Here is a 13,520-nt window from a genome sequence, read left to right as displayed (position 1 = left end):
ACATTTCTAATCGTCTTCGACACTAGAAACCACTATCCTATTTCGTCCTTCAGATTTAGCCTGGTACATAGCATGATCAGCACGAAACATGACTTCATCTGAGTTGATGTCATTTAATCTAGCGTTTGTGATACCCATGCTAATCGTTACCGAGATAGAGTGTTCTTTGTAACTAACCTTTAACTTAGCCAGATTAGCTTTAATACGTTCTGCTAGCTCTTTAGCCCCTTGCAAATCGGTGTCGACTAAAAGCATCACAAACTCTTCACCACCCAATCGTGCTAATAGATCAGTCTCACGCAGAAGCTCTTGCATCATTGTAGATACTTGGCACAACACCTTATCACCCGCAGCGTGACCATACTCATCATTGATTTTTTTAAAATGATCTATATCCAACATCACAACGCAAAAAGGACGATGGTGGCGTTTGAATCCCATCACCGAAACAGTTAAACGTTTGAAGAAATATCGTCGGTTATACAAGCCAGTAAGACTGTCGGTAATAGAAAGACGACGCAATTCTAGCTCAGCATGTTTGCGAGCAGAGATATCGGTTGCAGTCCCTGTCATCAGAATAGGCTTTTCACCGTCCCATTCAGTGACCTTGCCTCGCCCTTCTACCCACAACCATGAACCGTCTGCGCAAAGAGAACGATATTCAACACGATAAGGTTGATGATTTTCAAAATGCTTCTGTACTTGCAATTGAACCTGTTGCAGGTCATCTGGATGAATATGCGCATACCAATCATCCACTTTTAAAGGCTTTTCTTCTTGATAGCCAAGCATTTCAAAACAGCGTCTATCCCAATGAAGTTCACCGGTCACAAAGTTAACTTCCCATAACCCATCATTCACGGCACTGAATGCATTTTGATAGCGTCGTTCACTGGCTTTAAGCTTTTCCTCTGTTCTTGCTTGAAGTGAAAGTGCTTGATCAATTCGGTTCTGTAAACGTAATCGTGTTTGCGACAGTAACCAGATCACTAGCACTAGTGATATAAGGTAGGTTAACAGTAGTAATAAGCGTGTTTGTAATGTGTTCTGATGGACACTACGGACTAATTCGGTTTTATCTTGCCAAATCCAAACGGAACCTACTGGGATATTGGATTCTGATGGGCCTTGATATTCAAATAAAGGAAAACGAATCAAATGATAACTTTGATCAAATAATGTCGATAGCGTCGATTGCAGTTTATTATTATGATTTTCAGAGAAAGGGTTGTCTTTTAACCAATCTATGATGGTATCTCTTGATGAGGACTCTATGTAACAGTTGCAATCCGCTGGTAACTGAACTCCATTGAGATCACGGTAATCTTGCCAAACTCGTTCATCAACATGCTCTTGACGCAACAACAATGCAAAACCTGCATCATATTGTTGATCCAACCGCATTAATTGCTGATCTAACGAAATACCGGCTTCAAGCACTCCAATAAACTGCTTCGACTGAAAAGGTGGTGTAAACCAAACAGGCACAACACCGCGAATGCCGGAATAGATTCTTCCTGTCTCAAAACCACTTCTAGCCTGCTGGTCTTGCAGTACATCCTCGATCACTTTTCTAACACCCTTTAGAGAGTCGCCATAGCTTGAAGGGTTGTGTACACGAAGAAAAGATGTGACATCAGTCGGTAAATGAAATTGCAACTGCCTTAAGCCATACTCATCTTGCATGAGTTGCCAGCGAGGCGCTAGGTATTGCAGTAAAGCTGATCGCCAAAATGCAGTTTCAGTGTCTCCAGCACCACCACCTTCAGATTGTTGAGCAATCGAACCTTGATAAAATAGGGTTTGAACACGGGTGTTTTCAGCCAACAATCGAGCAACCAATAACATTTGTTGTTCAACATCTTTCTGAGATAGCTCAAAGCCATTTTTGAAGCCTTGAGCTTCAATTTTAAGCTGATTTCTAAGTTGCTGATCACCCCGGTACTCTATCAATTTTGCCATACCAATAAAAAGCATAGCTAAAACAAAGCTTGCTAAGATGGTATATTTGTTATGACGCAGAAACATTGAAACAAAAGCTTGCATCCAAGATATCGCCGAGGGTTCTTCTAGACGTCGCTAGTGATAAAGTGATTTGTTTATAATATTACCTATTATGACAAATGCATAAACACAAAGCATGTTTTAACTTAAAATAAAAACAATACTTTAGTTCACTAACTCTCTCACTTGGATGATTAAGGGGTTATGTAAACGACTTGATTTGATCACAAACTAAGGTAACTAACGAGCTAACGAACACATACTTCGCATGAAGCTTGTTTCTTAAAGCGCCAATTTGCCCATAAATTATAAATTCCTACCGCTATTGAGTGAATGATAGGAAGGCGTAAAAATTTAGCGGGTAATTTCCAACCCACTTTTTCCCAATAATAGAGACTGGCATCCAAGCCAACCAGAAACTCAGCACCCGTCCAGAGGTGAATTTTTTGCATCATGGTTTGTTTATCAACACCCTGCCATGCAGTGAAATCAGCTTCACTGATATCAACCAGAATAAAGTGCCGTGATAGACGTTTTTGCAAGTGATCTATCTCTTTGCGACAAAGACTGCAACTTCCATCATAAAATAAACGAGGCGTTAGGCTTGTTGTCATTTTTAGTACCTCAAAAATTAAAGAATAACCAGCTTCCGTGACAGACAATCACCACAACACTAAGGCATCGTCTTAACCGACGATAGTCATCAACCTTGATTTGACTATAGTCATAAACCCACCAAAGAACATAAGCAATCATCAGTAAAATTAATGATTCTTTTAACGGCAATGTCAAAGCCACCCAACCAATCAGGCTAGGCAACATACATAAACTTAGACGCCAACTATTACTCCAGCGTGGATCTTGTAAAGCCACTCCCCAATGTATACCACCTAAAAATGACAAAATCACTGCACTATAAGGTAAAAAGTAAGTCGCTGCCCAAGGCTGATGCATCACAGCGGTAAACCCAACAAAGGGTATAAGCCCAGACAAACCTAATAAGTACGCAGTTTTATGCATTTTGACTATCTCAGCGGGTGTTACTGGTTCAATGCTTGCAATTCTTTAAGTAGCTTGTCTGCCTCTTCCGACAGAGTCGAATAGCCACGAATATCACCATTTCGCTGGGCATTCATTGCCTCGGTTAATTTCTTTTCATAGGCTTGTTGAAGCTTTTGCGCCTGTTTTTCCGGGGAACTTTTAAATAAACCAAACATAAATGGATCTCCTATAAAATCTACTAACTCATACGTGTAAAAAAGAATTTGGTTCATACTTGGCTTTTTAAAAACAACCCCAATATATTAGAATAATTGAAACTGAAAGAATGAGTCTACTGAGGTTGATATGTCAGAAACCCTGATCGTTACCTGCCCACACTGCCATCGTAAAAATCGTGTACCTGTCGAAAAACTTGCCAATGACGGTAAATGTGGAGCTTGTAAAGAAAATCTTTTTTCAGCACAACCTATTGAACTGAATTCTAACAACTTCGATGCGCATGCTACCGCTGACTTACCGGTTGTGGTAGATTTTTGGGCACCTTGGTGCGGTCCTTGCCGTCAATTCGCGCCGATTTTTTCACAGATGGCTAAAGAGCTTGAACCTAGAGTTCACCTCGCGAAGATCGATACCGAAGCTCAACCTGAGTTAGCCGGTCGATTTGGAATTCGTAGTATTCCTACCCTAATTATTTTTAAGCAGGGTAAAGAGATCGCACGCATGTCAGGCGCTTTGCCTGCGACTCAATTTAAGCAATGGGTTTTACAGTCAATTTAACGTCAAGCATGGCATCTTAAGGTTGATGAAAATATACTTTCATCAACCACTAAAACGAGATGCCTTATGTCACCTTCTCACGCCCCTACTTTTCTTTCCCGTATTCGCGCCTCGCTTGCTTCATTGCATCCCAGTGAACGACGTTTAGCTGATACGCTGTTATCTTTTCCCGGTGAAGTCGCCAGTTATTCCGCCACTGAATTAGCTCAACTTGCCAATGTATCCAATGCAACGGTCACTCGTTTTGTTCGCAGACTAGGCTACAAAAGTTTTGATGAAGCACGTCAAGCTGCCAGAGTGACACAACAATCAGGGGCAGCCGTCTTTCAATCGCCTATCTCTAAACAAGAACCAGAATCTGCACTTGCAGCACATATCGAACAAGGTCGAGTCAATGTTGCTAACAGTTTTGCTGAGCTAACACTGGCAGAAATAGACTCACTGGCAGAAGCGCTACTGAAAGCACGACGAGTATGGATCGTAGGGTTTAGGACCGCTCATGCGTTTGCAATTTACTTAAATGCTCAAATAGGTCAAATCGTTACCGATGTCATGGTGCTCCCACAATCAGGCCAAACCTTAGCTGAAAGCCTGTGTAGCATTGAAGCCAACGATGTGGTAATTGCATTTGCCCTGCGCCGACCCGTGAAACAGATGGAATATGTCTTCCGAGAACTGAGCGGTACAGAGGCTCGTTGTGCGGTCATTACAGATTGCCCTATTATTTTGAATGATAACGATGATGCCACATTATCTGGTACTCCGTTAGACAGCCTACTATCCGCCGAATGGTCACTTCGAGTGCATACCATGGCGCCTGGTCCACTCTTTAATCATGCAGCAGTGCTGACGCTGTGTCATTTAATCGCAACGCGAGTTCTTGAACTATCCGGTCCTAGTGGTCGTCGCCGCTTACTTAACATTGAAGCCATGCACGATGCACTGGATGAAATGTAAAATTTTTTTCATACAAAACTATTGTGAAAAATATTTTTTATGTTAGTGTTATAAAAAACGACACATAAGAACGTTTAGAAGTGCCCCTCATTCAATTGCCAACTGCTCAACTATTGAACAGATGGTTTTTTAACTTAGAGAGGTACGACCATGTTTCAGCATTTCAAACAACGTCTGCTAAAAACAGCTCAAGTCATTACATTCAGCGCAGTCATTCCTGCAGCTTTACTTTCCAGTCAAGCCAATGCCAACAGTGTTCTACAAATCAACTCCTCATTACCTGATGGTAGTTTCGCACATGTTTTTTTAACTGAATTCAAACAACGGGTTGAAGCAGAGCTACCCGGTAAAATTGATGTTCAGATTTTTATGGGTAACACCCTAGGATCTGAAGAAGATGTTCTTCAAGGACTGGGATTTGGTACTCACCATGCATCGCTTTCTGCTTCAGCCGTTGTTCAAGTGAACCCACGTTCGGCTATTTTCGATCTACCTTATCTTTTTGAAAACCGCGATCAAGTTCAAGAGTTCACGCAATCACCTGCATACGATCTACTTGCAGAAGGTTTTTCCGGTCGCGGAATGCATTTGGCAGCGCTATGGGACAATGGCTTTCGCGTTATCACTAACTCCATTCGCCCTGTCGTCACACCGGATGATCTCAGAGGCCTAAAAATCCGCACACCTACCAGCCGTCAACGCGTGGTGATGTTCAACACTCTGGGGGCCAATGCTACTCCACTGTCTTTCGGTGAAGTCTATTCAGCTTTAGATCAGGGCGTGATTGATGGTCAAGAAAACCCTGCTCAGGTGGTCGAGAGTGCACGCTTGTATGAAGTGCAAAAATATCTCTCACTTTCCAATCACGTTTACCTGCCAACATTTCTTTTGTTTGGCCAGCCTTGGCTGAATGCTCAAACACCTGAAGTTCGGGAAACAGTGTTGAGAATTGCTGCAGAAACAGCACCTTGGACATTTAGCTGGGGTGAAGAAACTGATGCACGCGTGATTGCAGATTTAGCCGATCAGATCGAAATTAATGATGTCGATTTTTCTGCTTTCCAAGCCGCAGCATTGCCACTTTACGATGATCCTGTCTTCGTCAATGCCATTGGTGAAGAGATGATCAACGCCACTCGTGCAGCGTTAGGTCTGGAATAATTCAAGTCATCTGACAGGAGGCACCCATGGATACTTTGGGCAAAATCGTTCTCTGGCTGGATCGCTGGATGTGCAAAGCACTGGATCTTTTTACCATCATTGTGGCTGCCATCCTGTTGGTTCTACTCAATTATGCAGTCTTTTCGCGCTTCATCTTAAATGCATCTGTGTCCTGGGGTGAAGAACTCCCCGCGCACATTCTGGCTATGTTGACCTTTATCGGCGCAGCTTATTTAACTCGGACTAATGAACATTTAGGTTTCGATGGTATAGCGAAAAACTTACCACCCATTGTTCAACGCACCATCGCCTGTATTAACCAGATTTTAATGGGTGCATTTGCGACTGCCTTATTGTGGTTTGGTGGTAAAGCTGCCTTGAGTTTTACTGGCAGAATGCTGATCTCGGTTGATCTGCCAGTGATTTTATTCAGAGGAGCCGTACCTGTAGCGGGAGCCTTGATCTTAATCATCTGTTTAGTTCGTTTAGTTGGGCTTATTTCTGGCCGTATTCATCCTAATGACCTGTTACCTGAAGGAGATGGCTAATGTTCATTGATCCGGGTTATCTCATTCTTATTTCACTGATTATTTTACTATTATTCGGCGTACCTATTGCTTATGTTCTAGGCGTTACCGCGATGATGATGATTTTTCTAGATCCTGCGGTGATGCCAATGGTCATCGGTCTCATCCCCTTTGGTGGCGCAAATAACTACCTATTAGTTGCCGCTTTATTGTTCATGATTGCGGGTGAAGTGATGAACCAAGGGCGCATTGCTGAAAAGCTGATCGCTTTTGCTTCTTCTCTGGTCGGTCATATTCGTGGGGGTCTGGCACACGTCAACATTTTAACCTCACTTTTTTTCTCAGAAATTTCTGGAACCGCGACGTCAGACGCGGCTGCAATTGGGTCAGTCATGATTCCGCAGATGAAAAAGCGCGGCTATTCTGCGGCCTTTGCTGCGGCGGTAACATCCACCTCTGCGACCATGGCGATCATTGTTCCACCCTCGCTTAACCTTATCTTATATGCCTATGTAGCCAACGCTTCCATCGCTGAACTGTTTGCTGCCGGTATTATCCCGGGCTTTTTAGTCTGCTTTTTACTGATCATGACTGCTTACATCATTTCAGTTAAGAAAGGTTATCCTACTGAAGGGAAGTTTGAGTTCTCTCGTGTGATTGCCACCGGTAAAGATGCCGCACTCCCGATGACGCTGCCGATTCTAATTTTGTTCGGTATCTTAGGTGGTATCTTCACGGCGACTGAAGCAGGTGCGGTTGCTGCTTTATGGTCCATTATTATGGCTGCCACTTGGTATCGCTCACTAAGCTGGAATCATTTTATCGATACCCTTCGCATAGCGGGCAAGCGAAGTGCAATGTTGATGTTCATTGTCGCGACATCAACCCTATTAGGCTGGTATCTGACTAACCAACGCATTCCACAAGAAATTGCGGAAGCTATTTTGGGTATTTCAGACAACTATTGGGTCATACTGCTTGCCATTAACGTCTTCTTTTTATTGGCAGGTACCATCGTTCATGGTACGCCAGCCATACTGATGCTAGTACCGATTTTCTTACCCTTAGCGGATCAACTGGGTATTGATCGCGTTCACTTTGGTTTGATCGTCACCATTAATCTAGGCATTGGACAGCAGACACCGCCGGTAGCCTCGGTGGTATTGATCACCTGTTCAATCGCTAAAATAACGATTATGCAGATAGTACCACCCTTAATGTGGTTCATCGGGGCGATGCTTGTTGCGCTGGCGCTGATCAATATTTTCCCTGCAATAACACTCTGGCTACCCTCAGTTATTTTAGGCTAATCATATGAAACTATTAATCATCAACCCGAATTCATCGCCCAGTGTAACCGAGCGTATTAATGCTGCAGCTCAAGCTGCGGCGCTATCTAACGAAGAAATTATTACCATCTGCGCTACTGGCGCACCGGAACTGATCGTGACACCTGAAGATGCTCTGATTGCAGAACAGGCGGTGACACAAACCTTAGCAGCATGGGAAGGTCATTTAGATGGAGTCATTCTTGCCTCTTTCGGGGACACCGGATTGAATGCCGTTAGAGCAGCACGGGATGTTCCAGTTGTAGGGATCGCTCAATCCGCTTATGCCATGGCTTCTGTGATAGGACCTCGATTATCCATCGTTTCTTTTTCCCCTAGCATGGCGAGTGCTTTACAAAAAACAGCAGAAAGCTATGGCTATGGAAAGCATTTAGTGTCTATGCATATGGTTGAACATAGCCATTGGCAAGACCCTGGCGATATTCAAGAAGATTATGCAGAAGCCTTGCTTGAACTTTGTCAAAAAGCGGCAAAAGAAGATCAGGTCAACAGCATTGTTCTGGGCGGCGGACCTCTTGCGGGTCTCGCCTCAAAACTTCAACCCAAGGTTTCGGTTCCTATTATTGATGGAACCACGGCTGCTATTGCCACGCTTAGGGTGGCGTTAATGGCAAAACTTAAACCTCAATGCTAACTAAGATCGAAGGTTAATGAACTCATTAACACTCAAAATCCATTTCGCCCTTATCTTTCTGGCACACGCATTGGGCGCAATGTGTGTCCTTGGAGTCTTAGCGTCAGGTCCTCAGCTCATAGCGCAACTGAATCTGACAGCCATTCAGGTTGGAGCCTTAGCCAGTGCCTATTCAGCAACACTGGCTATTGCTTCATTGCCTGCGGGGATGGTCGTTGATCGATTGGGTACCAGACCCGCATTAACGCTAGCGGCCCTAGTGATGAGTTGTGGAATGCTATGGGTATCGTTTAGTGACAACTTTGCGTCTCTTTGTATCGGCATGGCCATCAGTGGTGCTGGATATGGATTGATTAACCCCGCAGCAGGACGAGCTGTTCTGCTATGGTTTTCGCCCCAATGGCGTGCAACCTTGATGGGGCTCAAACAAACGGGGGTGCCAGTCGGTGGCGCTATAGGCACTGCTTTAGCCGGTCTTGGACTCGTTTATGGTTGGCAGATAGGTGTTCTGGGGGTAGCTCTAGTAGCTGGACTTTTAGCAATATTATTTTTCTTTTTACTTCCTAAAAAAGACACAACTGGCACCAACCAACACTCACCAAACATAACACGAGGCTTAGCCAAAGTATTGAGCACCCCTAAATTGGGTCGAGCGAATTTAGCTGCGGGTTTAACCAATGGAGGGCAATTTACCCTGTGGGCATTTTTAGCCGAAACCTTACGTCAGTCAGCAGCCTTAAGCGCATCATTAATTGCGTTATGCATGGGACTACTTCAGCTAGGAACACTCTTGGGTAGACTTTTTTGGGGAGTGACCAACGATCGCTTTATGTCTCAAAATGCGGCACTAACGCTGCGCTGGTTATGTTTTGTGGGTATTGCAGGTGCTTGCATGTTGCTACTTTTGAGCCATTTAGACCTATGGATTTTAGCACCCTTGGCGGCTTTACTGCTTGGCTTTTCAATGTGTTCGGCAACAGGGATTCATATTGCCTTAACTATCTCCCTAGCTCCCACACAGTTTGCCGGAACAGCCATAGGTTACACTATGCTAGTGACTAACCTGGGAGGTGTCATCATTCCATTAATATTTGGCGCACTTCTGGATTACGCTGGAGCCAGTTTTTTCTCCATCGGATTAATCGTGATGATGGCAGTCGCTTTCTGGTTGTTGTTATTTAGGGTTGAAACTCAACCTAACAAAACGTAACGCATCACTATTTATTGATTTCGTAGCGGCTGAACAACTGCTTTAACTTTTCAACATCTTCCTTAGTCCAATGATCGAGTTCCATTAACGCTAGCCAAGCATCAATATAATGTTCCGCAGCATATTCATGCCCAAAACCTTTAGGCGCTGTACCTACCACAGTATCGGCCGCTAACTGTAACATCGTCACTATGGGAAACCAGCGTAAATCGGGTGATACATCAGGTCCCCGAGGATCGCGCATCCAGTTAGGTTCGTTCCAAGCCGCATGTGGACTGAAGAACACAATAGGATCGCTGGCATACTGTAAAAAGGCGATACGGAATGCCCCCCAAGGGGCATTCCCACTCTCTTCTAAGCTTTGATACTGATTCATAAAGCGCACCACTGACCCATCGCGGAAAGTAGGTAACCATGCTGGAGACCCGTCGTCACGCTCGGCAGTGACTCGTCGCCAAGTTTCGTTTCTAAACGGAGGGCCTACCCATAACGCCCCATCAAAGGGCTCGTCGATAATATCAAACAGATCAAACGAGAGATCAGAATTCATCGAACCCAAACTTAAGCCTGACAGATAGAGTTTAGGTCTTGAATCGCGTGGTAAGGTACGCCAATAACCATAGATTTCTGCAAATAAGGCGCGTGCAGCTTCTTGTCCATATTCTGCTTGAGTAAAGAGTGTTAGCGGACTATTTAGATAGGAGTATTGAGCAGCCACAGACGCCACATCACCACGCAATAAATACTCCAGCGAATCTTGGGCATTAGGATCAATCCAACCGGTTCCCGTCGGAGTGACAATCACTAATACCGAACGATCAAAACCACCGACTCGCTTTAACTCTTCCAAGGCTAGCTGTGCACGTAACTCACTGTTTTCAGCACTGGACAGTCCAACATAAACTCGAATAGGTGCTAATACCTCTTCATCAAAAAAATGACTCAGTTGATCTTGTGTGGGAGCTTCGGCTACGAAGCGCCTCCCCTGACGACCTAACTCTTCCCAACTAATCAAGGACTCACTGCTGCCTGTCTGTATAGATAAGATGGGCTTAGGCAGATCATCTTCAATTAAAGCATCTAATTGTTGAAACGAGCTGTCTGCAGCACGCAATAACGCTGTCACTAACACACCATCAATGACTGACCAAAACAATACTAAAGCAACAACAAAACTGGTCATATAAGAGATACGATTAGACACATAACGTCGCCAACGTACCGCAAGTGAATGCATCACCCAATTAAAAAGACGCGCTAACGTCAGTGCTGCCAGAAAAACGAGCGCAGCCATTAAGCCCAACAAGACCGGTTGATGCCCCTGCTGCAGCTCCATCCCCATCATTTCACGGATCGAGTTCTGCCAAGTTGAAGCCTGCCAAATAAAACTAATGGTCAGCAAAACACATAAAGATGTGGCAAGTTGTTTTACCCGCAAAGCCCAACGTTTAGGTAATTCGGGTAACTGTAAATAATGCCAAAGCCACATTGCGAAAACCCCAACAGCATAACCCGCTGTAAAGGATAAACCCGATAGAGTGCCCTGAATTAAAAAAGGTCTTGGAAGAAGAGACGGTGTTAACGAAAAGGCAAAAAATACGGTTCCAAACAACAAACCCACTAAGCTTGGATAAGTTAGTGGGTTCTGACCTTGGTATTTGAGAAGGGACTGCATACTCGAAGAAAAACTCAACAACTTAGCATTAATTAAAAAAGCCAAGAGGTGACATTCTCAACAGGTTCACCCCTTTCAGCAGCTTTTAAACCTTTGACACAACGAACAATCATCCATATATAAAGCAATAGTAACAATACGAAACCGACTACTACTAGCATTAATAATAAGCAGACTAGACCATACAACATGCCAATCCAAAAAGTACGAATTTGGTATCGATAATGATTGCAGGCAACTTCACCCGCCTTTGGATCTTTATTGATGTAGGCCATTATTAAGCCGACTAAACCCGTAATACCAATCACCAAAGAAGCTAAATAGAGAAAATAGATGATTTTGGCGGTAAAAAGCGATGATGCTTGGACAGTATTCGGTTCTTGAGAGTCAAAATTAGCATCTTGTAGGCTTGGGTGTCGATCGCTCATGTGATTCCCTAAAATTTTTATCCAAAAAGAAGGCTATTCTAACATAGGGCTGTAAGGGTCAATAGTCTTGAAGTATGCAGGGAATATAGAGGTAAAGAAAGGTAGAAGGTTCACGATTGCATCCTTGCTCGATCCCCTTCCAAACTAAACATCCATGTCTAGCTTTTTTCTCGGACCGGGAAGTCTTCGAAAAATTGATATCAGATGGCTTCTATCTATGAAGCTTTCGGCACGTCCTTGGCTGATCTGATGGAGAAACTATAATGTCATGCTTTTTGAATGGATATAGGAGTTTTTCCTAAAATTGCTATGGCTGATGATTTATTGCTTTGAAGTTGATCTGTGTCAGTTTTTTGGCTGCTAACTTACTTTTCCCGCTAGTTGGTTAAGTTCGTTGTGGCTGTGAGTGTTTACTCTGAAACTCAAATTACTAATGCCGATTCACATCAGCTAGACCTACGAATTCTCTTAACTCCGATCCTCGTTTCTAAGCTCTTCTTGTAAGCTCGTGTTAAATTCGTTGGGATACTACTGACTCCGCCCCTTAATTGGAAAACCGCAGTACGTATATCTATTGACTATACAAAAAAACCACTTAAACTGTATATTAAATAGATATAGAGGAAGGTGTTATGGCTACAAAGACAGCTCCAATCAACATGCGAGTTCTGCCATCAGTGAGAGATATTATAGACGCAGCAGCAAATCTCAAAAAGGTTGATAGAACCGTATTCATTCAGCAAGCGGCGCTTAATGAAGCACATAATGTGTTGGCTGAACAGAGAGATTTTGTGCTTGATGCTAAAGCATATGCAGCATTCGATCTTGAACTTCATGCAGCACCTCAGACTCTTGAAAGCATGAAAGATCTTTTTAATAGGAAAGCACCTTGGGAATAAGTGCACCAACACAACTGACCGATCAGCACCAACTCAATGCATTTCGGTGTAGCATTGAAGCTCTGGACAACTGGTTAACCAAACAAGCTTTAAAAAGTCAAAAACAAGGTACAGCAAGAGTTTACGTGGTAAATGACACGAGGACTAATCAAGTTGTTGGATACTATGCGATTGCTATGGGATCGGTATCAAGAGAACAAGCATTCAGTTCGCTAAAAAGAAACAGCCCTGATCCCATCCCAATGGTGATATTGGCAAGGCTAGGCGTTGACAGTGCTTATCAAGGTCGCGGGATTGGCGCAGGTCTTTTAAAAGATTGTATTTTGCGCTCTATACAAGCAATGAATGTTGTGGGTGGTGCTGGCATTTTGGTTCATGCGATCGATCACAGTGCGCAAAAGTTCTACAAAAAATTTGGCTTCAAAGAATCGGCGTTTGATCCTCTGGTATTGATGGCTCGGATCTGTGATGTAGAGAAAACATTGTCATCTTCGTGAGATGATGAGTGTCTGCAAGTGCTTGCATATGACTTAAGTTCGTTGTGGCTGTGAGTGTATACTCTTAACTTCATCTGACTCGCCGTGAATACATCCTTGTAGGCTCGACTGTCACATCCATGTGACAGACGGTCAGATAAAGTTAAGAGTAAACACTCAGGAAAATATGGTGGCATCCCATAATAACGAAAAAAGGCCAGCACATAACTGACCTTTTTGTAATTAGAGTCATGTGTCAGACTAAATAATTACTCTGACCCAGAATACACATATAATCGAGTAGGGTGAGGAGTTACCTCCTCATCCCTCTCACAGAACCGTGCGTACGGGCCTCGTACACGGCTCATGCTACCCACTATCCCAATTCAGGGACTAAGATACCCGTCCTTACCTTCGATAT

Annotated in this window: 15 protein-coding genes; 9 read left to right on the top strand and 6 right to left on the bottom strand. The window is 43.7% G+C overall.

Annotated elements, in window-relative coordinates:
* Positions 1-6 precede the first annotated feature (6 nt).
* From F7R24_RS09800 to F7R24_RS09785, 4 genes are all read right to left on the bottom strand, one after another.
* On the bottom strand, positions 7-2,046 hold the full coding sequence (locus F7R24_RS09800; protein WP_151671082.1) for a sensor domain-containing diguanylate cyclase: 2,040 nt from the start codon (positions 2,044-2,046) through the stop codon (positions 7-9).
* Positions 2,047-2,252: 206 nt separating this feature from the next.
* Complete coding sequence (locus tag F7R24_RS09795) at positions 2,253-2,618, bottom strand: thiol-disulfide oxidoreductase DCC family protein (RefSeq protein ID WP_151671081.1); 366 nt, start codon at positions 2,616-2,618, stop codon at positions 2,253-2,255.
* Positions 2,619-2,628: 10 nt separating this feature from the next.
* Positions 2,629-3,024 (bottom strand): DUF3429 domain-containing protein, encoded by a 396-nt coding sequence (locus tag F7R24_RS09790; protein ID WP_151671080.1) that lies wholly within the window; start codon positions 3,022-3,024, stop codon positions 2,629-2,631.
* Between the two features lie 20 nt (positions 3,025-3,044).
* Positions 3,045-3,221 carry a DUF6435 family protein gene (locus F7R24_RS09785; RefSeq protein WP_151671079.1) on the bottom strand — a complete coding sequence of 59 codons (177 nt, stop codon included), beginning with the start codon at positions 3,219-3,221 and terminating at the stop codon, positions 3,045-3,047.
* Between the two features lie 130 nt (positions 3,222-3,351).
* Between F7R24_RS09785 and trxC the strand changes: the two genes are divergently transcribed.
* The 7 genes from trxC to F7R24_RS09750 all read left to right on the top strand — a co-directional run bounded on the left by trxC (position 3,352) and on the right by F7R24_RS09750 (position 9,621).
* Complete coding sequence (trxC, locus tag F7R24_RS09780; protein WP_151671078.1) at positions 3,352-3,783, top strand: thioredoxin TrxC; 432 nt, start codon at positions 3,352-3,354, stop codon at positions 3,781-3,783.
* 66 nt (positions 3,784-3,849) lie between these two features.
* On the top strand, positions 3,850-4,740 hold the full coding sequence (locus tag F7R24_RS09775; RefSeq protein ID WP_151671077.1) for a MurR/RpiR family transcriptional regulator: 891 nt from the start codon (positions 3,850-3,852) through the stop codon (positions 4,738-4,740).
* A gap of 150 nt (positions 4,741-4,890) precedes the next feature.
* Complete coding sequence (locus tag F7R24_RS09770) at positions 4,891-5,901, top strand: TRAP transporter substrate-binding protein (RefSeq protein ID WP_151671076.1); 1,011 nt, start codon at positions 4,891-4,893, stop codon at positions 5,899-5,901.
* A 26-nt stretch (positions 5,902-5,927) separates the two neighbouring features.
* The gene (locus F7R24_RS09765) at positions 5,928-6,449 is read left to right on the top strand and encodes a TRAP transporter small permease (RefSeq protein WP_151671075.1); all 522 of its coding nucleotides are present in this window, start codon (positions 5,928-5,930) and stop codon (positions 6,447-6,449) included.
* On the top strand, positions 6,449-7,738 hold the full coding sequence (locus F7R24_RS09760; RefSeq protein WP_151671074.1) for a TRAP transporter large permease: 1,290 nt from the start codon (positions 6,449-6,451) through the stop codon (positions 7,736-7,738). Before F7R24_RS09765 ends, F7R24_RS09760 begins: the two co-directional genes overlap by 1 nt.
* Before the next feature lie 4 nt (positions 7,739-7,742).
* A complete protein-coding gene (locus F7R24_RS09755) occupies positions 7,743-8,411 on the top strand; it encodes an aspartate/glutamate racemase family protein (protein WP_151671073.1) in 669 nt (222 codons plus the stop codon).
* Between the two features lie 16 nt (positions 8,412-8,427).
* The gene (locus F7R24_RS09750) at positions 8,428-9,621 is read left to right on the top strand and encodes an MFS transporter (RefSeq protein ID WP_151671072.1); all 1,194 of its coding nucleotides are present in this window, start codon (positions 8,428-8,430) and stop codon (positions 9,619-9,621) included.
* 7 nt (positions 9,622-9,628) lie between these two features.
* Here F7R24_RS09750 and F7R24_RS09745 read toward each other — a convergent pair whose 3' ends face one another.
* Both F7R24_RS09745 and F7R24_RS09740 read right to left on the bottom strand, forming a co-directional pair.
* Positions 9,629-11,296 (bottom strand): alpha/beta hydrolase, encoded by a 1,668-nt coding sequence (locus F7R24_RS09745; RefSeq protein ID WP_151671071.1) that lies wholly within the window; start codon positions 11,294-11,296, stop codon positions 9,629-9,631.
* A 32-nt stretch (positions 11,297-11,328) separates the two neighbouring features.
* Complete coding sequence (locus F7R24_RS09740; protein ID WP_240776074.1) at positions 11,329-11,724, bottom strand: DUF4870 family protein; 396 nt, start codon at positions 11,722-11,724, stop codon at positions 11,329-11,331.
* A 632-nt stretch (positions 11,725-12,356) separates the two neighbouring features.
* Between F7R24_RS09740 and F7R24_RS09735 the strand changes: the two genes are divergently transcribed.
* Both F7R24_RS09735 and F7R24_RS09730 read left to right on the top strand, forming a co-directional pair.
* On the top strand, positions 12,357-12,623 hold the full coding sequence (locus F7R24_RS09735; protein WP_151671070.1) for a type II toxin-antitoxin system TacA family antitoxin: 267 nt from the start codon (positions 12,357-12,359) through the stop codon (positions 12,621-12,623).
* Positions 12,614-13,120 carry a GNAT family N-acetyltransferase gene (locus F7R24_RS09730; RefSeq protein WP_151671069.1) on the top strand — a complete coding sequence of 169 codons (507 nt, stop codon included), beginning with the start codon at positions 12,614-12,616 and terminating at the stop codon, positions 13,118-13,120. Before F7R24_RS09735 ends, F7R24_RS09730 begins: the two co-directional genes overlap by 10 nt.
* The last annotated feature ends 400 nt before the right edge of the window (positions 13,121-13,520 follow it).

This window comes from Nitrincola schmidtii (genome assembly GCF_008973715.1).
Taxonomy (GTDB): domain Bacteria; phylum Pseudomonadota; class Gammaproteobacteria; order Pseudomonadales; family Balneatricaceae; genus Nitrincola; species Nitrincola schmidtii.
Note: the sequence above shows the minus strand (reverse complement) of the source record. Positions and strands in the feature narration are given on the sequence as shown.